The organism is Bacteroides sp. A1C1 (assembly GCF_004328515.1).
In the GTDB taxonomy this organism is placed as follows: domain Bacteria; phylum Bacteroidota; class Bacteroidia; order Bacteroidales; family Bacteroidaceae; genus Bacteroides; species Bacteroides uniformis.
Window position 1 is genome coordinate 798,227 of the sequence record NZ_CP036491.1, and the last position, 26,656, is coordinate 824,882.

The following is a 26,656-nucleotide window of genomic DNA, read 5'->3' on the forward strand; positions in this document are numbered from 1 at the left end:
TATTTTTTGTCTATTCAATTTCCATTAATCCACTTTACGCTTGAAGAACCAGCGTTCGTTAAAGGTTACTCCGATACAAATACGCAATGTATTTTCGTTCAAGAACGCAGCTTGGGTTCCTTTGGTTCGCACGTATTGCGCAGAAAGGCTCAATACGGAACGGGTTCTCGGTATAGGTAATCCAAAACCGGCAGTAATGCCATATTCATCAGCGGCACGTACACCGTCTATCTTATAATAAGGCTTGGAGTAATAAGCTCCCAAACGATACTTCACATGAGACAAATAACTTCGTCCCATAGGATTCGGCAGATATTCTGCACCAACGGATACTCTTCCACGGTCGCAAAACGCCTCGTCATTATTCATATAGCTCACTTTACTCCAATTTTGAAACATCACATCCGCTCCCACCGTCAGACGATCGTCGTACACGTATGTCACACCTGCTCCAAATGTTGTTGGAATGCCGCAAGTAACAATAGTGTCCCTTGTTACCGAGGTAACTCCCGTATTACTATTGCCAGTCTGCGTAACTTCGTACGCATCGTTGCTCAAATCATGCCCCGGAGAAAATACGATTCCCAATGTTGCAACATGCTTTTTTCCAAACTGGTGGGTGTACTGTGCTCCAAAATCCAATTTATAGCTCTTTACAGCCACATTAGACTGTATTGTAATAGGAAATACACTAGAACTGGACGGAAAGGTTTCCGCAGCGGTTCTTGTTATATCTCCCCAAAGATACGAAAAATTCGCACCGACGGAAAGATTTTTAATTATTTTAAAGCCTGCACCTAAATAAAGCTGGTGCAGACCTCCTTCTCCCGAATAGCTTACCGTCGTAGATTTGTCTGGGAATTCCGTATCTTCCCGGTACTCTCCCATGCTGTATCCCACATTCGAATAAGGCAATAACCCCAAGCTTATGGCAGCCCATTTACTTGCACGAAATTGCATCGTGATGTAATCAAAACTGGAATTCTTGGCATTTTGTTTCAGAGTGCCGTTACTGAGGTTTGTATTCTGTAGAGAGACTGCTCCATCAAAGATAAAAGTCAGCGAATCTACCGCCGTATAGGATGCCGGATTAGCAAAGTTAGTCTGGTACTTGTCTCGTAAACCATAGGCAATACCACCCATCGCCCTGCTGTTACTTGAGCCTTGTTCAGACAACTGTCCATATCCATATCGTGTATAGGGAGAATTCGTATTATTTTGAGCGACTGCCGCTCCTGATAATATCGTAAGCAAGAGCACTAACAGTGTTTGTCTATAGCCTGTCATTATTATAGTTTAAAATTCTATTTAATCCTTTCAACACTAAAAATCTGTCTGCAAAGATGATACTTTTTAAGTTTGTATCAAAAGAAAAATCATCCCCGCCCGTTAAAAAAACCAAAAGTTCAGGATATTTATGCTTCATAGCCGTAACGTAACCTGAAATTTCATATTCAATACCCTTCAGTACTCCGGCACGGATAGCCGTATCGGTATCCTTCCCCATGGGCACCATCCGCCCCTCAAGAGTCACCATTGGAAGCCGTCCGGTAAACTGATGAAGCGCCTTGAAACGCATCTGCAGGCCGGGAGAGATATTCCCGCCATGATAACGGGCAGCAGCATCGACAAACTCATAAGTGATACAAGTACCGGCATCAATCACCAGTATATCCCTGCCAGGAAATTGCTCATTGGCTCCTACCACCGCCGCCATACGATCATACCCCAGCGTCCGGGGAGTTTCATAGAGGTTTTCTACCGGAAGAGAAGTCTTTTCATTGAGCCACAGAATGGGAACAGCCATACCTTCCAGTTGCGACAACACCTCTCTGCTCAAATCAATGACAGTAGACACTATCGCTTTTTCAATCGTATATGTACGGCACACTTCAGGCAATCGTTCCAACGTCAGATTGGAGTCATACACCACCTCTACGATACGTCCACCATCAAACACCGCCATCTTGGCAATTGTATTTCCTATATCAATAATGAGATTCACCGTATTGCATAAATTTAGCGGCGCAAAGATATAACATTAATATTGAAATTCAGCAGAAACTGCCTCTTTATTAGAAGAGCAACCGCACAAGAATTCTTATTCATATCCGTACCAAACAAGCACAATGCCACTCCAATAATTTGTTGAGATTTATTAAAACCACAACACCATACCACAACCACCTGATTATCAATATAGTTGAGATGCATTACATTCAGTATACGACCGATCCCTATTCAGTATACGATTGAATGGCATTCAGTATACGGCTGAACCAGGTTCAATATACCACTATTCTTTCACCTATATCATTTGTAAATAGAAAACACTTACCGCTCGTACTTGGCAGTTGATTCAAAACAGCCAATTATGCGAATCAAGAATTGTATCAAGTTCATAATTAAAAAAGATTCTTCGGACACAGATGACTGGGATAACACGAATAACCACTTTAGTTCCTCATCACAAATTGGGATAATATTAGTTTTTTCCGTAAGTTTGCAGCATGAAACGAAGCCTACTTATACATATATATATAGTAATCTTTTTCTTCTGTTTGCCTGCAGCGAATGCCCAGGTGACACAACAGCAAAAGAGTGCTGCAACAGACTCCGTGCGCGTCAGTCTACTGACTTGCGCTGCAGGAGGAGAGATTTATTCCCTATTCGGACACACTGCCATACGGTACGAGAACTATACGCGCGGCATTGACGCCGTCTTCAATTACGGCATGTTCAACTTCAACGCCCCTAACTTCATCTTCCGTTTTGCCTTGGGAGAAACGGATTATCAACTTGGAGTGACCGATTATGAGCATTTCGCCGCCGAATATAACTATCTGGGACGCGATGTCTGGCAACAGACGTTAAACCTAACAGAAGAAGAAAAAGAACGCCTGATAACACTATTGACAGAGAACTACCGCCCCGAAAACCGAGTATACCGCTACAATTTTTTCTACGACAATTGCGCCACCCGCCCGCGAGACCAGATAGAACGTGCCATCAACGGCACGCTGCAATACGCTGACAATATGACTGATAACAGTACGGGAATCTCTTTCAGGGATTTGCTGCATAAATACAGTGAAGGCCATTTGTGGTCACGTTTCGGCATGGACTTATGCATGGGCAGCAAAGCAGACGAACCCATCAACCGCCGGCTGGCAATGTTCGTCCCCTTCTACATGCAGGAGTATTTCAATAAAGCGCAGATTGTGGACAAAGAAGGACAAGCACGGCCACTGGTTGCCAAAGAAGAAAAAATCGTAGTAACGGGTAAAACACCAGCCGACTTCGTCAGCAGAGGCATCACACCGATGCAGTCGGCTTCGCTATTACTGATACTTGTAGCAGGCATCAGCATTTACGGCATACGAAGAGGAAAAACTCTCTGGGGCATGGACCTCATACTCTTCTTGGTTGCCGGAATGGCTGGATGTATACTGGCATTTTTAGCACTATTCTCACAGCATCCGGCAGTAAGTCCCAATTATATACTATTTGTATTCCATCCATTTCACCTTTTTTGCCTTCCATTCATGCTATCCAGGGTACGAAAAAGGGAAATAAGCCGCTATATGCTGGTTAACTTTGCAGTTTTAACACTTTTTATAGGGCTTTGGGCAATAATTCCGCAGAGAATTCCGCCAGCAATATTACCTTTGGCACTGTGTTTGCTGATACGTTCTGCAAGCAACCTCATTCTGACATACAAACGAAAGTAATGAAAAAAGGACTGATAACTTCCATACTCGCACTTACATTCAGTGGTTTGCAAGCCCAACCGCTGCCTGCCTCCCCAAAGCTGGTGGTAACATTGACCATTGACCAGTTGCGTACAGACTATATGGAAGCATTTTCGTCCTTATACGGAGAAAAGGGGTTTAAGCGCTTACTGCGTGAAGGTAAAGTCTTCCGTCAAGCAGAATTTCCTTTTTGCGGAACGGACCGAGCCTCGGCCATTGCCGCCATCTATACCGGGACAACACCGTCCATGAACGGCATCATTGCAGAGCAGTGGCTGGATGCAGGTACACTACGCCCCATAGACTGTGTAGAAGACCCCAACTTCATGGGCAACTATACCGACGAAAGCACTTCCCCCTCCCAATTACTGACCTCCACCATTGCCGACGAGCTAAAAATAGCTACCCGCAACAAAGGTCTGGTTTATGCCATTGCGCCTTTCCGCGATGCCGCCATATTGGGTGCCGGACACGCGGGGAACGGTGCCTTCTGGCTTAATAACAATACCGGAAAATGGTGCAGTACAACTTATTATAATGAATTTCCGTGGTGGCTGAGTCAATACAACGACCGGAAATCTCCCGACTACCGTATCAAGGATATGGTATGGACACCTGCACTTCCTTTTACCAACTATACATTTCTGCCCGAATGGCGTAACGAACCATTCAAATACAAGCTGGACGGTGAACGGGCAAACAAATTTCGCCGCCTGATTACCAGTCCTTTCATCAATGAGGAAGTCAACCTGCTGACCGAAGAGCTGCTGAACAAGAGCACTATCGGACAAGATGACGTACCCGACCTATTATCGCTGACTTACTACGCAGGAAATTACAACCACCGGAGTACGCAGGAATGTGCCATGGAAATGCAAGATACCTACGTACGGCTGGACCGTAGTATAGCTTCCTTATTAGAGCTCATAGAACGTAAAGTTGGGCTCCACAACGTACTTTTCTGCATCACCTCCACCGGCTATGCCGACCCGGAAGCTGCCGACCCGGGCGTATATCGGATACCGGGTGGTGAATTCTACCTGAACCGCTGTGCCGCCCTGCTGAACATGTACCTCATGGCATCCTATGGCGAGGGACAATATGTGGAAGCTTATTATGACCAACAAATCTATCTCAACCATAAACTTATTGAGAACAAGCAGCTGAGCCTGACTGAAATTCAAGAAAAATCTGCCGAATTTCTGGTTCAGTTCAGTGGCGTGAGCGAAGTATATTCAGCTCATCGCCTGCTTTTGGGCCCCTGGTCACCGCAAATAGAACGTATACGCAATGGTTTTCACCGCAAGCGCTCTGGCGATTTGCTCATTGAAATACTTCCGGGCTGGACTATCATGCAGGAAAATAGTATTGATAACCGTGTAGTACGTACGGCCGATATTCCTGCTCCCCTCATTTTATTGGGAGGAGGAATGAAGGCTGAAATCATCCGTATACCCATCAGTATCGACCGCATTGCCCCTACCCTGGCAAGTGTAATGCGCATCCGCGCCCCTAATGCAAGTACAGCATCTCCCCTCGACTTTTGATTCTAAAATAATCTGTGCAAATCTGGATAATCTGTATAGAAATCAGTAACTTTGCACGCTCAACTAACTCAGCAATAATAATAAAAACAAATATATAATGGGATTTAATGAATTTTTAAGCTCGATTTTCGGCAACAAATCCACACGCGACATGAAAGAGATACAACCGTGGGTGGAGAAAATCAAAGCCGCTTACCCGGAAGTAGCCAAACTCGACAACGACGCCCTACGCGCCAAGACAGAAGAACTGAAAGCCTACATCCACGATTCGGCAGCCGAACAACGCGCCAAAGTGGAAGAACTGAAAGCCAGCGTTGAAGATACCGAACTGGAAAAACGCGAAGACCTCTTCAACCAAATCGACAAAATCGAGAAAGAGATATTGGAGATTTATGAAAAAGCGCTGGACGAAGTATTACCCACCGCTTTCTCTATTGTAAAGGAAACAGCCAAACGATTCTCTGAAAATGAAGAAATAGTGGTTACAGCTACCGATTTTGACCGCCAACTGGCTGCCACTAAAGACTTTGTACGCATCGAAGGCGATAAAGCCATCTACCAGAACCATTGGATAGCAGGTGGTAACGATACTGTATGGAACATGGTACATTATGATGTACAGCTATTCGGTGGTGTGGTTCTACATAAAGGTAAGATTGCCGAAATGGCAACCGGTGAAGGTAAGACATTGGTAGCTACCCTACCGGTATTCCTCAATGCCCTGACTGGTAACGGCGTGCACGTGGTAACAGTGAACGACTATCTGGCAAAACGTGACTCCGAATGGATGGGTCCTCTTTACATGTTCCACGGTTTGAGTGTAGATTGCATCGACAAGCACCAGCCCAACTCTGATGCCCGTCGCAAAGCTTATCTGGCAGATATCACGTTCGGTACAAACAATGAATTCGGTTTCGACTACCTGCGTGACAACATGGCTATCAGCCCCAAAGACCTGGTACAACGCCAACATAATTATGCCATTGTCGATGAGGTGGACTCAGTATTGATTGATGATGCCCGTACTCCGCTGATTATCTCCGGACCGGTTCCCAAAGGCGATGACCAACTCTTCGAACAGCTCCGCCCACAAGTAGAACGTCTGGTAGAAGCTCAGAAAAAACTGGCTACCCAATACCTGGCCGATGCCAAGCGCCTGATTGCATCGAACGATAAGAAAGACCAGGAAGAAGGCTTCCTCGCTTTGTACCGCAGTCACAAGTGCCTGCCCAAGAACAAGGCACTCATCAAGTTCCTCAGCGAACAAGGCATCAAGGCCGGTATGCTGAAGACCGAAGAAATCTACATGGAGCAGAACAACAAGCGCATGCACGAGGTGACTGACCCGCTGTACTTCGTTATCGAAGAGAAAATGAACAGCGTGGATTTGACAGACAAGGGCGTAGACTTGATTAGTAGCAATGTAGAGGACCCCACTTTCTTCGTACTCCCCGATATCACAGCGCAACTCTCTGCCTTGGAAAACGAAACAGAGCTGACAGACGAACAGCGCCTTGAAAAGAAGGATGCCCTGATGACCAACTATGCCATCAAAAGCGAACGTGTGCATACCATCAACCAACTGTTGAAGGCATACACCATGTTCGAGAAAGATGACGAATATGTGGTAATCGACGGCCAAGTGAAGATTGTGGATGAGCAGACGGGACGTATTATGGAAGGACGTCGTTATTCTGACGGTTTGCACCAAGCCATCGAAGCCAAAGAAGGCGTGAAAGTAGAAGCTGCCACCCAGACTTTTGCCACCATTACATTACAGAACTATTTCCGTATGTACCACAAACTATCCGGTATGACCGGTACGGCAGAAACAGAAGCCGGCGAGTTGTGGGACATCTACAAACTGGATGTAGTGGTTATTCCGACCAACCGCCCCATTGCCCGTAACGACATGAACGACCGCGTTTACAAGACAAAACGTGAAAAATATAAAGCAGTCATCGAAGAGATAGAAAAAATGGTGGCAGCAGGACGCCCCGTACTGGTGGGTACCACTTCTGTTGAAATCTCTGAAATGTTGAGCAAAATGCTCACCATGCGTAAGATTGAACATAGTGTATTGAATGCCAAACTGCATCAGAAAGAAGCGGATATTGTGGCTACTGCCGGTTTGAAATGTGCTGTAACCATTGCTACCAATATGGCCGGTCGTGGTACCGACATCAAGTTGAGTCCGGAAGTGAAAGCTGCAGGCGGTCTTGCCATCATCGGTACAGAACGCCACGAATCACGCCGTGTGGACCGTCAGTTACGTGGTCGTGCAGGACGTCAAGGCGACCCGGGTTCTTCTGTATTCTTCGTATCTTTGGAAGATGACCTGATGCGTTTGTTCTCCAGTGACCGCATTGCCAGTGTAATGGACAAACTGGGTTTCAAAGAAGGTGAAATGATTGAACACGGCATGATTTCCAAATCCATTGAACGTGCGCAAAAGAAAGTTGAGGAAAACAACTTCGGCATCCGTAAGCGTCTGTTGGAATATGACGACGTGATGAACAAGCAACGTACAGTAGTCTACACCAAACGCCGCCACGCTTTGATGGGCGAACGTATCGGTATGGATATCGTGAACATGATTTGGGACCGTTGTGCCAACGCCGTCGAAGCACCCGACTATGAAAACTGCAAGATGGATGTGCTCCAGACGCTTGCCATGGAAGTACCTTTCACCGAAGAGGAATTCCGTAATGAGAAGAAAGAAAAACTGGCAGACAGAACTTTTGACGCTGCCATGGAACTCTTCAAACGCAAGACAGAACGTATGGCACAGATAGCCTATCCGGTCATCAAGCAAGTATACGAAATGCAGGGACACATGTACGAAAACATACTTATCCCCATCACAGACGGAAAACGTATGTACAACATCTCCTGCAACCTGAAGAAAGCTTACGAGACAGAATGTAAGGAGGTGGTGAAGTCATTCGAGAAATCCATCTTGCTGCATGTTATCGACGAAGCATGGAAAGAAAACCTGCGCGAGCTGGACGAGCTGAAACACTCCGTGCAGAATGCAAGTTACGAGCAGAAAGACCCGCTACTGATTTACAAGCTGGAATCTGTGAACTTGTTTGATGCAATGGTCAACAAAATCAATAACCAGACCATCTCTATCCTGATGCGTGGACAAATCCCGGTACAAGAGGCTCCGGCTGAAGCCCCTGAGGCTCCCCAGGCTCCCCGCCAAGTAGAGGTGCGCCAGGCTGCTCCGGAACAACGCCAGGATATGAGCAAGTATCGCGAACAGAAGGTTGATTTGAATGACCCGAACCAGCAGGCCGCTGCGGCACAAGATACACGTGAACAACCAAGACGCGAACCTATCCGTGCCGAGAAGACCGTAGGACGCAATGATCCTTGTCCTTGCGGAAGCGGTAAGAAATACAAAAACTGCCACGGAAGGAATGCATAAATCAAAGCTATAAAATGATAAAGCGATAGGGTGATAAGATGATACCGTCAGGTATCTTTTATCACCCTATCACTTTTTCTCCTGCCACATTATCACATTTTTTATTCGTTCCAGCTTTTGAATATTCAGCTAAAAGAGTACTTTTGCTCCAAAGAACAAAACCAAAGACTATGACCAAATATCACTATTGTCTGTTATTGATGGGTTCTCTGCTGTTAGGCAGCTGCCAGAGTGTAGAACAACTGTCCATTGATTACATGCTTCCGGCAGAAGTCAGTTTCCCGGCAACATTGAAACGTGTGGCTGTTGTCAACAACATGCCAAACGTACCGGACAACAAACTCATCATCAGTGAGGAAGAACAGAAAAAAAGTGAGAATGAGGTGGCACGCCTCACCAACTACTACAATGGAGACGCCGCAATAACAACCGAATCCCTTGCAGAGGCCCTTGCCAACGAAAACTACTTTGAAGAGGTTGTGATATGCGACTCTGCCCTCCGGAGTAAAGACATCAATCCCCGCGAAAGCACATTATCGAGGGATGAAGTACTGGAACTTACACAGAATTTGGACGTAGATTTCCTGATAGCCCTGGAAAACATACAAATGCGTTCCAATCGCAAGATAAGTTATATGCCCGACTGGGGTGTGTTCCTCGGCACAGTGGATGTAAAGGTATATCCTACCGTCAGAATATATTTACCTAACCGCAAAGGTCCTATGGTAACCGTCAACAGCAATGACAGTATTTTCTGGGAAGAGGCAGGAAATGGTGAAGCGTCAGTACGTTCCCGCCTCATCAGCGAAGAAGACATGGTGAAGCAAGCATCTGAATTTGCAGGAACGGTTCCGGTAAGACATCTACTCCCCTATTGGAAAACCAGTAACCGCTATCTCTTCAGTGGTGGTTCTGTAAATATGCGTGACGCAGCCGTATATGCCAAAGAAGAAAATTGGAGTAAAGCAGTAGAGCTCTGGAAGCAGACCTACGAAACAAAAAAAGGAAAACAGAAAATGTATGCAGCCTATAACACCGCTTTGGGCTACGAAATGCAAGACAGCATAGATACTGCCTTGGAATGGGCATTAAAAGCGCAAACCCTTGCCCGTGAGAAAAGCAAGACAGACAAAAAAGAGACAGGCGAAATACATGATGGAACCATCTCCTATTATATCTTTATCAGCATGTATGTAGACGAATTGGAGAAACGAAAAGAGGGAATGGCACGCCTGAACATGCAAATGAACAGATTTGATGATGATTTTTAGTCAAATGATGCAGAGATAACCGTTTTTTTTATACCTTTGAACAACCATTAAGAAAAGAAAGTTATTATGAAGCTCAGTCAATCGTCATTAGCACTCTTGGAGGACACTCTTAAAAAAGCAATCGGCAAATACACCTGCGGTTGCGAACAGACTATCGTTACAGACATTCATCTGCAACCGAATCAGAATTCGGGCGAACTGTCTATCTTTGATGATGAAGATGAAGAGCTTGCCAATACTTCCATTGAAGAATGGATGACATACGAGGGGGATGATTTCTACGAAAATGTAGAGCGTATCTTGTCCTCACTGCTCTGCAACATGAAAAATGAAGGAAAGTTCGACAAGCTGACTATCCTGAAACCATTCTCTTTTGTACTGGTGGATGATGATAAAGAAACAATAGCAGAACTGTTGCTGATGGATGATGATACTCTATTGGTCAATGAAGAGCTACTGAAAGGATTGGATGAGGAACTGGATTCTTTTCTGAAAGAGCTGCTGGAAAAATAATATTCCAAACAATCAGCCTATAAGGAAAAGAGACCTTCTTATAATAAATTAGCCCCTGCGATATAAAACGACCGCAGGGGCTAATTCTTTTTTACCTATACAATACCTAACGTATCTTAATTCCATAGAAAGAACTTGAGGTGGTAACAAAAAGCATATCCTTCTGCCTTCCACCAATTGCCAAGGAAATCGGGCGTTCTTCTATCTGAATACGTCTCTGCTCTTTACCATATTTGTCATAGACAAATATTTCACCATCAGCAACATAGACATTTCCGTCAGCATCGGTCACATTACTGTATTGGCCATAAGGACATATTATTCCTTGTTCTGTCAAACGGCCATCCCCACCAACGGAAAGTTGTACTGTCGTTTTATTCATCTCATTTACAATATAAACCGGTTCTGACTGACCGGGAACTGTAACAGTCAAAGCACAAGAACGTCCCAAATCATAGGTATCCGGAATAATTGTCACGCCATCCGGAGCGACAAAACTATACTCAGGCATACTGGCAACCACCTTGTCAAAGTCACCTCTCCAACGACTGGAAGGGTGAATGACTTTCTGTATATTCTTCATACCGGCTGTAACGACACGTGGCATAGGCTTCATCGTAGCATCCACGTTATCCGGATTAAAAGAATACCCCCAAGCACTCCAGCCACTGTTACCCCAACCACTGTACATCGGATTATCATCCGGCAAGCGCACTACCGTTTCCTGCTTGCCGTTCACCAGATAACCCGGCTGAGGGTCATAGCGGAAAATAACCAGCAGATTGTCTTGCGTATCAGTAGTCAATGTAAAAGGCTTCCAGGGATAATCGGCTATCAAAGTAATCTGCTCCGTGTCTGCCGACCATTTATAGATTTTCTTCAGACGGTTTTCACAGAAGTAGATATTTCCTTTACTGTCGGTAGTAGCTCCGGAGGCTAGTTCAAAACCGGTAGCCAGCTTCACTGGCTTGTCCATGACCGTGCAGGAAGGGCGAAGGTTCTTCTCGCTACCCGAAACAGTGAGACGGGCAAAGTCCCACGAATAAACGGGCAACTTCTTATTCATATCATATATAGGAAACTCTATGACTGGCAATATCTGCGTATAATTGTGCATATTACGGAAAGTGATATTCTTGCAATCCCATATGCGGAAACCTATCCTCTTCGGCATAAAGGCACGGATAACGCGATACATCCACACATTTACCATTTCGATATTTTGACAATTGGACATTTCTGCCATATAACAATCAGGCCCTTCACGACCTTCTTCCTCAAACTGGAAAGCATAAATTTTCCAGTTGGCCACATTATGGAAACGGGCTTCAGTACGGACATGATGCTCCAAAGACATGGCATAAATACGTCCCGGAGTCTTCGTTTCGCTAATATAAAGCCCACTGGCAGCATACGTACTGGCTGTCCAAACATCCTTAATTGTCCCGCCGCCATTGTTTGTAATCCACAAACTCCAATACTGGTTGTCCCAAGCCATATCCTTACCGGTTTCCATGACCGGAGAAGACGGGGAACTAATCCGACGCTCGCCCCTGCGGTAAGACGACTGTCCGGAAGCATTCGGAGCAGGTTTGCGCAAGGTACCGTGCCCACCTACAAACTTCACATCATTCAAGTACGAGCGCTCACCCGCCATCCATTTACAGCCAACAGCACGGTAATTATACGCACCGGTATTAATACCTATGCCATTCAGCATGTCGTCGCCGCCTTCGGAAGATTCAACCAAAGGCACAGGCATGCCGAAACCACTGAATGCAGGCTCGCTTTCCTTCAACAGAAATTGAGTCCCAAAAGGATGCAGCCCAATCAGCTTAGTACCGGGAGACAGCTTCAACGTTCTCGTCAGACGATACCAACCCTGGGGCACATAGATGTTTTTATGCAAAGAGACAGCTTTCTCAAAAGCTTCCGTATCATCAGTCTCGCCATCACCTTTTGCCCCTAAGTCGCGGATATTGACCCATGTCTCCACTGCCGGAAGAACCGGAAGGTCCTTGCCAAGTGTAACCGGCAGTTTTGCCACCGGCTCTATTTCACATATTTCCCTGAAAGAAGAAGCATCATTCAAATCCTGATACACCAGACCGTAAGTAAACTCCTTGACTCTGTACATTTTTGCTTTTCCGGCAACTTTCTTTCCACTTTGAGCATAGCCCACCAGTACGGGAACATTCCTGCAATCCACATTCACCAGATTCAATTGCGAAAAAGTATTTCCCTCTACGCTTACCCTGACACCGGCTTCCGAAACATTCTCCCACAACGAATTCTCCACATGAAGGCGGTCTGCCAGATTTTCTGCCATTTCAAAGGCAACGGGCGTATTCTTCACATGCATATTGACGATGGCAAACCCCACCTCTTTTGAATAGACAGCCGCCTTTCTCTGCCCCTCAAAGTAAGTATCGACCATCATCATAGGCCACCCCGGAGAAGTCCTGGAGGAAATTATCCCATATTCACCGCCATAGAACCTGACGTCTTCCAGTTCATTGCCAACATCATACATGCCGGCTTTCCCCGAACCAATCCGAATGTCGCAATGATTGATAAATCCATGCTGGGCAAAATGCGCACGAATGGCGACGGCTTGAGGATTACCTTTGTCTATACGGAAATCCACATTGGACACCGCACTATAGAAAGTACCTGCACCGGCATCCGAAGGCTTCCTGCCCTCTTGTGCCAGCCCTCCCGTAAACCATATCATATAATTTTGAGTAGTCTGGAAACCGGGTGTATCGGCTCCCAAATAAATCACCGGCCGTTTCTTTCCATAACCAATCAGCCGGATGGATGAGGGAATTTGAATCGTCTTGCTAATGCGATAATTTCCTTCCGGCAGAAACAGTATCCCAAAATTCTTTTCGCGCTTCACCTGATTGATTGCCTTTTGAAGCGCATCGGTCACGTCAGACTTTCCATCAGCCTTGAAGCCGTAATTCTCCGGGGTAAAGTAGAATGCTTCCGGATCGTCCGGCCTTTGCGTATAGGCCGAACCACCCTCTGCCGCCCACCCGAACGACATACTACCGATAATCCAACAGACTATCAGCAGGTATCTCATTATTTGATAATTTCTCATTACACAGATTGTTTTAATATGGATTTTCCTTATTTAATACGTACACCAAAGAACTTGGAACGGCCTGTGACAAACAATGTATTGCCATCCTTACCGCCAAACTGTAATGTGGACGGACGTTCGGGAACACGAATCATCCCTTTCTTCTTGCCATCCTTATCAAATACATATATTTCTCCGTCAGCCACATACAAGTTCCCTTCCTTATCTACAGCAGAACCAAATTCGCCCTGCTCCACAAAATAGCTCAAGTTGGAGAGCGTGCCGTCATTGGCCACATCCATCTTCACCATTCTGCGGTCATATTCATCAGATGTATAGAAAGGCTTTCCCGGATAGGCTTCCAGCAGGGAAGAACTACGTGACAAGTCGAAATAATGAGGAATGATAGTTTTTCCATCCGGTGCCAGGAAGCACATTTCAGGAACATAGACCGACACCGCATTGAAATCGTGGAAGTCTCTCCAACGGTTAGAAGGATAAAGAGCCTTATACACGTTCTTCACTTGACCCATCGGAACACGCGGCAACAGTTTGATGGTCTCTTCCGGATTTTCCGGGTCAATGGAGTAGACTCTCATTGTATATGCGGAATTACCATATCCGCTGAAAGAAGTACCTTTTGTATCAGGCATTACCGGCATTTCCTCCGGCTTACCATTAATCAGATATCCCGGCTGCGCATCATATCTGAACAATACCAATAGATTATCTTCTGAATCAAAAGCCAGGTTGGAGGGTTTCCACGGGAAATCTGCCAGCAGCGACAAGCTGTTTGTCTCTACCGACCACTTAAAGATACGACGCATCCGATGGTCGCAGAAGTAAATGTTACCTTTACTGTCGCGCGCAATGCCTTCGGCAAATTCCAAATCGGAAGCCAATTGGTTCACCTTACCTATTTCATTGCCTAACGATTGCTGATGAGGTTCTTTTCCGGTTACAATCAAGCGAGAAAGTTCCCACGGGCGGATGTCAATGTCTTTGTTGACATCGAACACTGCAATGTTATTCGTATATTTAATCTGAGAATAGTTATGCAGGTTCAGAAATGCGATGTTCTCGCAATTGCGGATACGTACAGAACTGTGATACGGTTCATTGACACGGATAACGCGGAACATATACAAGTTTGCAAAGGTCACATCTTTGCAGTCGTCCATCTCTATCGGTTGGCAATCGGTACTTTCGCGGCTCTCTTCCTCGGTTTGCATGCAATACACCTTCCAGTTGGACACCTTGCTGAAACGTACTTCATTTCTTACATGATGCTCGATGGACATGGCATAGATACGCCCCGGAGTAGAAGTATTGTTGGCATAGAAACCATTGGTGGCATATGTGCTTGCTGTCCAGATATCTTTAAAGGTGCCACCACCGTTGTTGGTCACCCACAGACTCCAATACTGGTTGTCCCAAGCAAGATCCATGCCCGAAGCCGCTACCGGATTATCGGGAGAACTGATACGAGCCGGTCTGTTCCACCGGCCACGTGGTTCCTCAACACCCGGTTTAGGTTTCCATAAACCGCCATGCCCGCCTACAAACTTCACGTCATTCATATAAGAATCTGCATTTGCCATCCACTTCACACCTACAGCACGATAGTTATAACCGCCGGTATTGATACCAATGCCCATCAGCATATTTGCACCGCCTTCCGAAGATTCCACCATCGCTTTCGGACCGCCAAAACCACTGAATGCAGCAGTACTTTCATCTAGCCGGAACTGAGTGCCAAAAGGATGCAGGCCTATCAACTTGGTATCGGGCTTCATCTTCAAAGTTTCGGTAATGCGATACCAGCCCTGGGGCACATAGATATTATCGTACTTGTCAATAGCCTCCTGGATGGCCTTCGTATCATCCGTTTCCCCATCTCCCTTTGCACCGAATTCGCGCAGATTTACCCATGTTGCCATTGCAGGCAGTGCAGGGATGTCCATCAGTTGGGCAACCGGCATCTTCTGTATCGGTTCAATATCAACCAACGTTTCATATTCCGGCATATCCACCATGTTATCCATCTGCAAGCCGTGGTCGTATGACTTTACCTTATAGATTTTATGAGCAACATGGGTGGCCGTATTGCTACGGGTATATTTCGCCAAGGTCGGTACATTCTTACAATATACATTGCGAAAGGTTATCTGATTGTTGCTGTTGTTCTCGTTGGTAATCACCACTGCCGGACCACTTACATTTTCAAAATAGCTGTTTTCCAAAAATAACTTGTCGCAATAATTAGGGTCAATATCAAATACAGCCGGAACATTCTTGGCATACAGATTCACCATTGCCAAACCGGACTCCTGACAACGAAGAGCAGCTACACGTTGTCCCTCAAAATAAGAGTCGACCATCATTACCGGCCATCCGGGAGAGGCTTTTGTCGTATAAATGCCATAATCTCCCCCGTAAAAAGCAACGTTTTCCAACTCATTGCCCACATCGAACAGACCAGCCTTGCCTTTACCTATGTATACGGCCACATAACTGATAAAACTGTGTTGGGCAAAGTGTGTGCGTAGCGCCACTGCATGCGGATTACCATCTTCTATGCGCAAGTTGATATTCGACATGGCACTGTAGAACGTACTGGCACCGGCATCACGGGGTTTCTCACCTTCCTTGACAACGGCTCCCGTAAACCAGAACATGTATTTAGCTTTTCCTTTATCATCAGCTACTTCCTCTTGAAAACCCGGAGAATTCTTAGCCAGAATAAATTCCGGGCGATTCTTTCCATAGCCAATCAAACGAATAGCCGTAGGAATATAAATGGTCTTGCTGATTTTATATTTACCTTCAGGGATAAAAAGGATTCCGAAATTCTTTTCTTTCTTCACTTGATTAATCGCTGCCTGCAAAGCATCCGATACATCCATCTTTCCATCCGCCTTTATAGGATAGTTCTCGGGAGTGAAATAAAAAGCTTCGGAGTCATTGGGTTTTAGAGGATAAATCGAATTCAATTGTACAGCATACAACTGAGTACATATCATCCCCAGCAAAATTAAAATAATCGTGTTCAATTTCTTCATGGTCTTATTTTTAATGTATGGATAAAAAAAGACGTTCTGCCGTCAAGCAGAACGTCTCCCTCTGCTATAAATTACAATTTTATAACTACTACCGGCGCATAATTATGCCGTACAGTGCCCACACCCGAAACATCAGCCAGAGCGCCAATACGGAAATAATAATTCTTGCTGTATTTCAAGACATCAGCATTTTGTCCCAGATCGATGGACAATGTATAAATATCAGCGCTATTTATAGCAGTACTCGGACTAAACACTTGCTTATCAGTCCCTCCATTCAACGTCAATTTCACATTGTTACCTACCCACATATCTGAAAAAGCAAACAACTGAATCTCTTTCAATTTCACTTCTTGTTTACCAGCTTCCAACGAGAATGTAGCAGTAATTACATTGCCATTCTTTTCTACTTTTGGACTTTTGACGCGAATATAAGGAATAACCTTGAAATCATACACATTATCCCCTGACTTAACAACAAAATCCTTCACTTCAAATGGATAAAAATTCCCATTTTCAAAACGAACATCATAAGTGGCAGCAAAAACCATATTGTTACGATATTCTCCGGTATTTGTGATATACCAGGTTTGATCCGTAGCATTAGTAAATCCATGCTCCCTCACTTTAATTGCATTACCGTTTTCCATATCAGAACCTACAAGTTCACCTGTCTGTTCGTCAAGGATAGAACCATGTATGGAAGCATCCGGTCCCTCATAATTATCAATTTCACAAGATGTCAATGCAAATAAGAAGCATGACACAAATAACAATATCTTTTTCATAACTTTCTACTTAATATTATTCAAATTAATGACCTGGATTCTGAACTAAACCATTCGTGGCAATATTAGGTATGCCCCTATAGTAGTTGATGTTCTGGAAAGTACGCCCTCCTCTTGTTTCGTCACCAAAGTAGTTCACCCTTGCAAAGACATATTTAGGCTCTGCACCACGCAAGTCAAGCATCGGCACCAAAGCTTTACGAATTCTATTATTGCTGAACTCAGTATGGAATTCCCTACGACGATTCATATCCCAAAAACGCTTTCCTTCAAACGCCATCTCCACACGACGTTCCTTCAAAACACTCTCTAATGTCAAAGATATCCGGTCGGTATGTCCGGCTCTACGTCGCAAAGCATTCAAATAGTTCTCAGCCAATTCCTTATCGCCAAATCCACTACCATTTTCCACAACAGCCTCAGCATAATTCAGGTAGACTTCTGCCAAACGCATATCAATATAAGAGGTAGTGGACGAAAGACGGTCGGGAGACATGCTCTCGCCCTCGGGCATATACTTACGAACTCCAAAACCTGTAGCAGTCCAATTAGCATCCTCACCACTGTTCACATTATTAAATCCAGAGAACATGGTTTCACCTTCGGCTCCTAAAGCATAATATGTTGTTCCATTTTTCTGAGTAGACTCGTTTGAATAAGCCACATAGCTATTATTGTCCTTAATAAATCCGCCCTGGATAATAATCTCAGTGCCGGCATAAGATGAACCCGGCACAACCACACTTGCCAACAGACGTGCATCCTTGTTGGCAAACGGTTCATACAAATCGTTATATTTAACAAAAGGTACTGACATCAAGGTGTTCACTACAGAAGCATTATTCATATTATGGAAATTAGGGATATAAGCATCTTCATTCCCATCCGTACGAGTTACAATCTTTGCACTTTTTCCCGTGCCGTCATCCGTATAATCTTCAAACAAATCAACGATTTCCAACATCGGATTGAAACGTCCATATTTCAGAGCGCCCGGATTGACTTGAGGAAGGATATTAAACTGAGCATAGCTATGTCCCTGATTAGTATTGGTTGTTCCATTAAGATACGCTTTACTGAAAATGACCTCTTCATTCTGGTCATTCAGGAACAAGGCCTGGAAGTTTGATGCAGCCTCCTTAACAGTAGCCGGAGCAGGCTTATAAAGAGATTTACCGGAATTCTCTATAAGGAACTTAGATGCTTCAATACATTCTTTATAGAATGCATCGGCATCGGCAGAAGTCATTCCACCCACCAGTTTCTGAGTGACAGCCTCACCAGCCAAAGGTGCCAGATTCCAATACTTGGCTACAGAAGCTGCATGAAGTGCAACTCTTGACTTCAACGCATAAGCTGCCCACTTGGTTACGCGATACAAATCCGAACCAGAAGTCGCATCGGGCAAAGTAGCAGCAGCAAGGGTGCACTCATTCAATACAAATTTCCAAGTATCCAACTCTGTACTGCGGGGAACTGCCACAGCGCCCGGTCCACCATCGGCATAATCATCGTCCTGCACTTTGTCAATCAGAGGAACGCCTCCATATCTTTTTACAAGCCCATAATACATATAAGCACGTGCAAAATGGGCTTCACCAGTCATACGATCCGCATCTGCAACAGAAATTGTTCCTGCTTCTTTGGCTTTTTCTACATTCTGCATAAAAATATTCACCTGACGAATATCTCCATAGGGCCAATAATTGAATCCTTCGTAACCTATATCCACTCCTCCGTCACTACGGGTAGCTTCGTCGGTAAGAAATGCTAAATTAGTAGTTTCATTCACACCATCATAACCGCGTTGATTAAAACCAGCGTTCGGACGATAATTAAAATCTTCCATAGGAATCATGGTATATATGTTTGCCAATAGTGCCTTTACACCACCTTCTGTCTCCAATAACTGATCGGGAGACACTTTATCTAGCGGTTCAAGTTCCAAGAAGGCATTACAACCGGACAATCCCATCAATGCACATAACGAGAATATCGATAAAATATTTTTTTTCATGGTATTTCAGAATTAAAAGTTTATGTTTAACCCAAAGTTATAAGTTCTCATCAACGGATATGCCAGGTTGGCTCCCCAATCCCTTTCCTCACGTTCGGGGTCAGCATCCTTCAAAGCCTTGTTACAGAACGTAAGCAGATTTGAACCATTGACAAAGATACGGGCACTGTTCAACCCGATTCTTTTCATAAATGATTTTGGCAGATTGTAACCGATCTCCATACTCTTCAAACGGAGATAAGTAGCTTGCGGAAGCCAAACGGAAATACCATAATTCCATCTACTACCATTATCCGAAGTATTGGAGAAATTGTGGCGTAATGCCGGATAATAGCCGGCTACCCATTGTGTGGCAGGATTATACGGATCATCTGTTATATTTGCAGGATGCCAACGATCTACATATTTCGCAATTAAATAAGATTTATTTGTCTTGCCACCATATCCCCAAACATCATCATTGGCATATCCGATGGAATAACCGGAAGCTCCTTGAAACAGCATATTGAGATCAAAATTCTTATAAGAAGCCGCCAAAGTCAACCCATACTGGATAGGAGGATTTGCACCGGTTGCCCAAAACTCCGGAACACGGTCACTGCTGTTAATTCTACCATCACCATTCAGGTCAAGCAATCTGTAACTACCCGGAAGCATCTTAGAGTTACCCAAGTTCCCACCAATCAAAGGAGCCGTTTCATACTGTTCCAAAGAAGTATATTGGCCATCGTATTTATACAACCACATCACATTACTGTTACGGTTTTCCTTTCCATTCAGCCATCTATCCATAGAACTGGTATATTCTGCATGTTCCACATGCAGACTTCTTTCACGGGCATACGTAAAATTAGCACTTACTGAATATGAGAAGTCCTTACCGATTTGTCCTCTGTGTCCCAATTCAATCTCAAAACCCCGGTTCCGGTTAGAATTCAGATTTTCCTTCGGGAAACTTGCACCAAATGTATCAGGAGCAGATTGTGCACGGTCGGCCAAAATGCCTTCATTCTTACGATTGAACCACTCGATAGTACCACTCAACTTACCGTTCCATAAGTCAAAATCCAGACCTACATTGGAAATAGAAGATGTAACCCAAGAAAGCCGGTCAGTCACTACACCAGGAGCTACCATACCCATAATCTGGCTGGCACCATCAAAAACATAACCATTAGAAGCCGAATTATAAGCAGATACATATTGGAAAGGATCACCGGCATCATATCCACTTTGTCCAAAAGAACCCCTGATTTTCAAATTAGTAATAAACGGCAAATTGTCCTTGATGAAACTTTCTTCCGAAAGTCGCCATCCGGCACTTACCGACGGGAAGAACGTCCAACGCTTAGAAGGAGCATAACGATAAGAACCATCATAACGCCCTACTACTTCCAACAAGTATTTACCGGCATAATCATAGTTCGCACGCATCAGATAGGCTGCCAAACGGCCAAAACTACGATACCCTGAATTGGTAGCTGTACCCGGACTTGCCTGATTCAAAATATCATTAGTAAACAACTCTGAATATTGCCGGGAACCGGATAATTCATCGCGTCGTGTACTGTTCAACTCTGCCACAGCTGTCACATTCAAATTGTGCTGATTGAAAGAACGCATATAATTAGCCTGCAACCTGCCATAAATCTTCTGATATATTCTCATCGTATTGGAATAAGCATCAGTACTACCTCCCGTACCGGCAGGCGCATCTGTATAATAATCATACAACGGATAAGAACGATTTAAAGAAGAGTTGTTACGATTGTTACCGTCAAATGACCCCAAAAGACTCAATGCCAACCCTTTTACAAAAGGAACTTGCCAATTCAATTCCACATCGGCAGAATACGTCAGGCCTCTGTTCTTGCGATAACCGTCTATATCCGGATCAACCAACGCAAAAGGATTCTTGTTTTCAGGACCGATTGCAGACAAATGATTGGGATTATTAATCGTATGAGTACCGATACCACGGTCATTAACCATCAAAGTCTTAAAAGTCCACATAAAATCCTCTCTCGGCCTTTGGGTTTCATCCCAACGCCCGGACAGATTCACATTCAGTTTCAGCCCTTTCGTAAGCTCTGCAGTCAGGTTACTTCTCAGATTATATCTATGATAGTATTGGATACCACTCTTCAGCAAACCATTATCGCCATTATAGCCGAAGCTCACATAATATTTCACCTTATCCGTTCCGCCTCTCACAGAAACAGTATGCGATTGCTGGAACGCCAGTTTATTCATAAACATGTCAATCCAGTTATTGTCTGTATAACCCTTAGCCCCGGTTCTATACAGTTCCAGAATATCGTCAGTGTATTCAGGGGCAGCCTGGTCATTACGTGCCCTTTCATTGGCCAACATGCGATAAGTATAAGCATCTACCGTTTCTTCCATACCCGTGGCATTCTTCATACCGAACAATGCCGAGTAAGATACTCTGGTCTTTTCGGCCACACCTTTTTTGGTAGTAACAATGATTACGCCATTAGCCGCATTCATACCATAAATAGCGGCAGAAGCATCTTTCAAAATAGAGATACTTTCTATATCCTCAGAATTCAGCTGTGCAAGTTCTTCAGTACCTTCACGTGTGATACCATCAATTACCACCAACGGGTCACCATAACCGCGAATGCTCACCATATTGTCGAAAGTTCCCGGCTCTCCGGTTTTCTGACGAATCAATAGTCCCGGCATCTTACCTTGAATATTGCTAATCAGATTCTCGGTCTTGGTCGTAGCTATTTCATCAGCACCAATGGCTGCAATGGCACCGGTCAGTGATTCTTTCTTCTGTACACCATATCCTACAACAACCACTTCATCCAATATCTCAGCATCTTCTACCAAAACTATCTTGAACGAATTTCGGCCTGCAACCTTTATGTTTTGTGTCTTATAACCTACATAGCTTATTATAAGAGTAGCATCAGAGCCCACATTGGTCAGAATGAAATTACCGTCAATGTCTGTTATGACACCGTTGGTAGTTCCCTGCACCAAGATACTGGCACCAATCACCGGTTCACCGGTTGCATCGACCACAGAACCTTTCACCGTCGCAGCCTGCAAAGCCATCTGTACCCCATCAGCTCCTACAGCTTTATCATAAAGGATTATATTACGGTCCAATATCTTATAGCCTATATTGGTTCCTTTGAATACATCGTTCAGAACCTTGAATATGGTTTTGTTATTTGCCCGGACCGATACACGGCGCTTAACGTCAATCTGCTTGTTGTTGTAGAAGAAAACAAATTCGGTACCTTGTTCCAGCTCCGTCAGTACTTCATCAACAGTCTTGTTCTCAAGAGCAATGTTTACCATTGTCTTTTGAGCATAACCTTCATTGGCAAAAGTCATACCAACCAAACAAAACAACATAAATAATGTGCATCTCATAGCAAGAGGAATTTTTTTCATGCATCTCATCAGGACACTTTTTGCCCTAAATGATTGGATACAATAGTGTTTTTTCATAATTTTGTATTGATTTCTAGTGAAAAAATAAAGTTACTTTATCTGTCGCCAAACAGATATTTAAAAGTTACTGTGTTTCATGCAGGAAAATGCGCCAACATTTTCCTGCATGTTTTTCTAAACGGACTTGTGTTTCATCATACTACTTTTTAAAGGGTTAATAAACTTCTATTACCTGTCTCTCGGCATCCACATCACCATCTTCAACAAACTTGAAATGAATATTCGAGGATATTCGGAAGTGCTCCAATATTCGCTCCAAACGTTGTTTGGTAAATGTAGCCGTAAAGGAATTCTGCTTCAATGAAGCCTTTTTCAGAATGAATTCCACATTATATCTTTTGCTCAAACTCTTCAATATATCTTCAAACGGAGTGTTCCTGAAAATCAAACGTCCGTCCTTCCAACATGTTTCCACGTCTACATTGACTTCTTTCACAACGACCTTTTCCCGCACTATATCATAAATAACCTTTTGCCCCGGCATCATCATTACATTATTCCTCCTGCCGTTATTCACATAGGAGAAACTGACTTTACCCGAAACCAAAGTGGTCTGTACCGTCCTGCTCCCTTTGTAAGCCTCTACGTTGAACTCCGTTCCATGTACCACTATCTTGGAATTGTTCAGCGTGCCGACAATGAACTTCTTTTCATCTTTTGCGACAGAAAAGAATGCTTCACCCACCAACTTCACTTCCCTTTTATCATCGGCAAACCGGGAAGGATAGCGCAACGACGACGACGAGTTCAGAACGACTTCCGTTCCATCCGGCAATTCGACAGAAGTAGTCATTCCCGGATTTGTCCTGACTTCCATCATATGTATCTCTTCTTTATCCTTGTCCCAATAAAGGATAGACCACGATACCATCAAAGGGATGAATAAAATGGCGGCCGCCCGTTGCATCCCTCTAAATAATACCTGATACCTATTGACCTTTTTCTGTTTCATCTTACGATGTACATCCTTCAAGGCCTTCTTTACATCCAGCCTGGATGAAATCTGCGCCATGTCCGCCGCCAGGCCGAGTGTCTGAACCTGGCGGGCTGTCCTGCGGTTCTCTTCCGATGCTTCCAGCCACTCCTCTACCAGAGCAGTTTCATCTTCCGTTGTCTCTCCTTCATAATACCTGAGAAGCAGGTCCTCCATTCCCTCTCTTTTTACCATAATTTTTATTGCTAGCTTTAATCTAAAGACAAACGGGTGAAAAGAACTCCTAAACAAAAAGCTAAAAATATTTTATATACTTAGATTATAATGGGAAAAAAAGCTATTTTTGCCCAACAATAATGAACCCCCACCCTATGAGAAACATACCATTAGAAGATACATCTTTATTATCCGCCATACAAAAAGGAGATAGAAGTGCTTTTGATGTGTTATTTCAAAAGTACTATTCTGTGCTCTGCACCTACTGCTATCGTTTTGTCCGGCTGGAAGATGCAGAAGAGATTGTTCAGGACGTCATGCTATGGCTTTGGGAAAACCGCGAAAGACCCGTTATCGAATATTCGCTCAAGCAATATCTGTTCAAGGCTGTCTACCATCGTTGCATGACCCGGATTGCCCAAAATGAAGTGAAGCAACGGGCAGACACCGCTTACTATGAACGAATGTTCGCCATGCTGCAGGAGGTGGATATCTATCAAATCAACGAATTAAGCAAGCATATACAAAGGGCCATCAACGAACTGCCGCCTACTTATAGGGAAGCTTTCATCATGCATCGTTTCCAGAATCTGAGTTACAAGGAAGCTGCCGAACTACTCAACGTTTCCCCAAAAACGGTAGACTACCGCATCCAGCAGGCTTTGAAGATTTTAAGGGTCAAGCTGAAAGATTATCTGCCACTGATATTGATGCACCTGCTCACCTCGCATTAAGACCATACATAAGCGGAACGTCCCCTATACCTTGTCGGCTACACACCGGGACTTAGCCCTAAAGAGTATAGAACTGAGAGGTCAAAACATCCGGATGTTTTACCCAAATACATGGGGATGTTTTCACCCAAAACACCCGGATGTATTACCCAAAAACATCCGGGTGTATTACCCAAAAACATCCGGGTGTTTTAATGGAAAGGATGCGGATGTTATGACCTCTCAGTATACGGGTCAGACCGGTTCAGTCCTGATGGGAGAGGCACTAAGTCCCTATACATCCCGTGTTCATTAATTATTCTAAAAAAAGTTAGGGAAAACTCCGGGCCACCGGTCATATAAGCAAGAAGTAACCCTATTATTATCATAACCTCAAAATGCACGCAATGAGAAAACTGATTATCCTATTGTCGGCGCTGGTGTACGTCATCCATGCACAAGCGCAATTTTCAGTGACAGCCCATCAGGAAGGATGGGACAATATCCCTCCACAAGTACAAAAACCGGGATTTTCCTTTCAGCAATCCGTATTTGCCAATATGGACGGGGACGATGCCCTTGAAGAAGTAATGCTTTTCGGACGTGACAACGGGCACTACCCCACTTTCGACCTTTTCAAGGCCTACTATGCAATCGTAGACAACTATACCAAAGAAATACAATACATTTCCGACGAGATTTATGTCACCGACAAGTACAATCTCCTTGTAGAAGACCGCAACAAGGACGGCATCTCCGAGCTCTACATATCCTACTTCAAAGACGGAAAGTTCAGCGTAGACGAACAAGGTTACAATCTGCGCACCACACGCTGCTACGACCGTATAGAATGGAACCCTACTGGCAAAAACTTTAAATCTTCCGGAAAATGAAAACAAGACTGACACTTATCCTGGTACTCCTTATTTATATAGGAGCTGCCTCGCACACACACGCACAGCAAAAGAAAGTAATCAAAACCATGATGATAGCCGGGCAGGACGGCAGCCATTACTGGCAAGGCGCCTGCGAAGCCATGAAGCAGATATTGGAAAACAGCGGAATGTTCAAAGTGGACTTTGCCTTTACACCCGACTTTGGTGGAGACATCGCCACCTTCAAACCCGATTTCCACCAATATGATTTAATCGTCATCAACTACGGCGGAGCTACATGGACAGAGCCCGTACGCAAGAATTTCGAGAAATACGTTGCCGATGGAGGCGGTGTGGTAGTGATACATTCTTCCGTCGTCCCGATGGCCGACTGGAAAGAATACAACGAGATAATAGGCATGGGAGCCTGGGACGGACGAAACGAAAAGGACGGTCCGTATCTGTACTGGAAAGACGGACAATACGTCTACGACTACTCTCTGGGGTATGCCGGCTACCACGGCTTGCAGCACGAAACCGTCATAGAACACCGCGCCCCCCATCATCCTATCCTGCAAGGATTGCCTCCTCAATGGAAACACTTCAAGGACGAGATATATACCCGCCTACGCGGTCCGGTAAGAAACATGGAAATATTGGCCACCGCCTACGAACGCGGACGGCATGAACCGTTGATGTGGACAGTAAGCTACGGGAAAGGGCGCATATTCGTCGACCTCCTGGGGCACTGCGGCAACGACCCGAACATGACTTACTCCATGCGCTGCACCGGTTTCCAGGTGACTTTACTCCGGGGATGCGAATGGGCTGCCACCGGTGCCGTCACCCAAGAAGTTCCCACAGATTTCCCACTGAAGGATACTTATACATTACGTCCGGAGTTCAAGGCTCCTTTTCATGCTTACCCTGAAACCAAACACTGAATACC

Annotated in this window: 16 protein-coding genes; 8 read left to right on the plus strand and 8 right to left on the minus strand. The window is 44.6% G+C overall.

Annotated features, from left to right (window positions below):
- Positions 1-24: 24 nt before the first annotated feature.
- Positions 25-1,287: a hypothetical protein gene (locus EYA81_RS03600; RefSeq protein WP_117600439.1), complete on the minus strand. Its 1,263-nt coding sequence runs from the start codon at positions 1,285-1,287 to the stop codon at positions 25-27.
- A complete protein-coding gene (locus EYA81_RS03605) occupies positions 1,274-2,005 on the minus strand; it encodes a type III pantothenate kinase (RefSeq protein WP_131225371.1) in 732 nt (243 codons plus the stop codon). The genes EYA81_RS03600 and EYA81_RS03605 overlap by 14 nt, the downstream gene beginning before the upstream one ends.
- A gap of 505 nt (positions 2,006-2,510) precedes the next feature.
- Here EYA81_RS03605 and EYA81_RS03610 point away from each other — a divergent pair.
- From EYA81_RS03610 to EYA81_RS03630, 5 genes are all read left to right on the plus strand, one after another.
- Positions 2,511-3,731 carry a DUF4105 domain-containing protein gene (locus EYA81_RS03610; RefSeq protein WP_131225372.1) on the plus strand — a complete coding sequence of 407 codons (1,221 nt, stop codon included), beginning with the start codon at positions 2,511-2,513 and terminating at the stop codon, positions 3,729-3,731.
- Positions 3,731-5,299 carry an alkaline phosphatase family protein gene (locus EYA81_RS03615; protein ID WP_117964192.1) on the plus strand — a complete coding sequence of 523 codons (1,569 nt, stop codon included), beginning with the start codon at positions 3,731-3,733 and terminating at the stop codon, positions 5,297-5,299. The genes EYA81_RS03610 and EYA81_RS03615 overlap by 1 nt, the downstream gene beginning before the upstream one ends.
- A 97-nt stretch (positions 5,300-5,396) precedes the next feature.
- Positions 5,397-8,732: a preprotein translocase subunit SecA gene (gene secA / locus EYA81_RS03620; protein WP_117964191.1), complete on the plus strand. Its 3,336-nt coding sequence runs from the start codon at positions 5,397-5,399 to the stop codon at positions 8,730-8,732.
- A 170-nt stretch (positions 8,733-8,902) separates the two neighbouring features.
- On the plus strand, positions 8,903-10,003 hold the full coding sequence (locus EYA81_RS03625; protein WP_131225373.1) for a DUF6340 family protein: 1,101 nt from the start codon (positions 8,903-8,905) through the stop codon (positions 10,001-10,003).
- 66 nt (positions 10,004-10,069) lie between these two features.
- On the plus strand, positions 10,070-10,516 hold the full coding sequence (locus tag EYA81_RS03630) for a hypothetical protein (RefSeq protein WP_016272898.1): 447 nt from the start codon (positions 10,070-10,072) through the stop codon (positions 10,514-10,516).
- A gap of 106 nt (positions 10,517-10,622) precedes the next feature.
- Here the strand turns inward: EYA81_RS03630 and EYA81_RS03635 are convergent, their stop codons facing one another.
- The 6 genes from EYA81_RS03635 to EYA81_RS03660 form a co-directional block, all read right to left on the minus strand.
- Entirely contained in the window at positions 10,623-13,625 is a 3,003-nt protein-coding gene (locus tag EYA81_RS03635) for a glycosyl hydrolase family 28-related protein (RefSeq protein ID WP_130081329.1), read from the minus strand.
- Between the two features lie 29 nt (positions 13,626-13,654).
- The gene (locus tag EYA81_RS03640; RefSeq protein WP_034529551.1) at positions 13,655-16,669 is read right to left on the minus strand and encodes a glycosyl hydrolase family 28-related protein; all 3,015 of its coding nucleotides are present in this window, start codon (positions 16,667-16,669) and stop codon (positions 13,655-13,657) included.
- A 71-nt stretch (positions 16,670-16,740) separates the two neighbouring features.
- Positions 16,741-17,457 (minus strand): DUF3823 domain-containing protein, encoded by a 717-nt coding sequence (locus EYA81_RS03645; protein ID WP_005831972.1) that lies wholly within the window; start codon positions 17,455-17,457, stop codon positions 16,741-16,743.
- A gap of 25 nt (positions 17,458-17,482) precedes the next feature.
- Positions 17,483-19,474, minus strand: coding sequence for a RagB/SusD family nutrient uptake outer membrane protein (locus tag EYA81_RS03650; protein ID WP_008665241.1), 1,992 nt, complete (start codon positions 19,472-19,474; stop codon positions 17,483-17,485).
- Between the two features lie 12 nt (positions 19,475-19,486).
- Positions 19,487-22,888 (minus strand): TonB-dependent receptor, encoded by a 3,402-nt coding sequence (locus tag EYA81_RS03655; RefSeq protein ID WP_022401934.1) that lies wholly within the window; start codon positions 22,886-22,888, stop codon positions 19,487-19,489.
- 235 nt (positions 22,889-23,123) lie between these two features.
- Positions 23,124-24,137 (minus strand): FecR family protein, encoded by a 1,014-nt coding sequence (locus tag EYA81_RS03660; RefSeq protein ID WP_035449015.1) that lies wholly within the window; start codon positions 24,135-24,137, stop codon positions 23,124-23,126.
- A 137-nt stretch (positions 24,138-24,274) separates the two neighbouring features.
- On the opposite strand from EYA81_RS03660, the gene EYA81_RS03665 reads away from it, so the two are divergent.
- The 3 genes from EYA81_RS03665 to EYA81_RS03680 all read left to right on the plus strand — a co-directional run bounded on the left by EYA81_RS03665 (position 24,275) and on the right by EYA81_RS03680 (position 26,651).
- Positions 24,275-24,853, plus strand: a complete 579-nt coding sequence (locus EYA81_RS03665) for an RNA polymerase sigma-70 factor (RefSeq protein ID WP_022401932.1) — start codon at positions 24,275-24,277, stop codon at positions 24,851-24,853.
- A 377-nt stretch (positions 24,854-25,230) separates the two neighbouring features.
- Positions 25,231-25,725 (plus strand): hypothetical protein, encoded by a 495-nt coding sequence (locus tag EYA81_RS03675; protein WP_008665232.1) that lies wholly within the window; start codon positions 25,231-25,233, stop codon positions 25,723-25,725.
- Entirely contained in the window at positions 25,722-26,651 is a 930-nt protein-coding gene (locus EYA81_RS03680) for a ThuA domain-containing protein (RefSeq protein ID WP_008665229.1), read from the plus strand. The genes EYA81_RS03675 and EYA81_RS03680 overlap by 4 nt, the downstream gene beginning before the upstream one ends.
- Positions 26,652-26,656 lie beyond the last annotated feature (5 nt).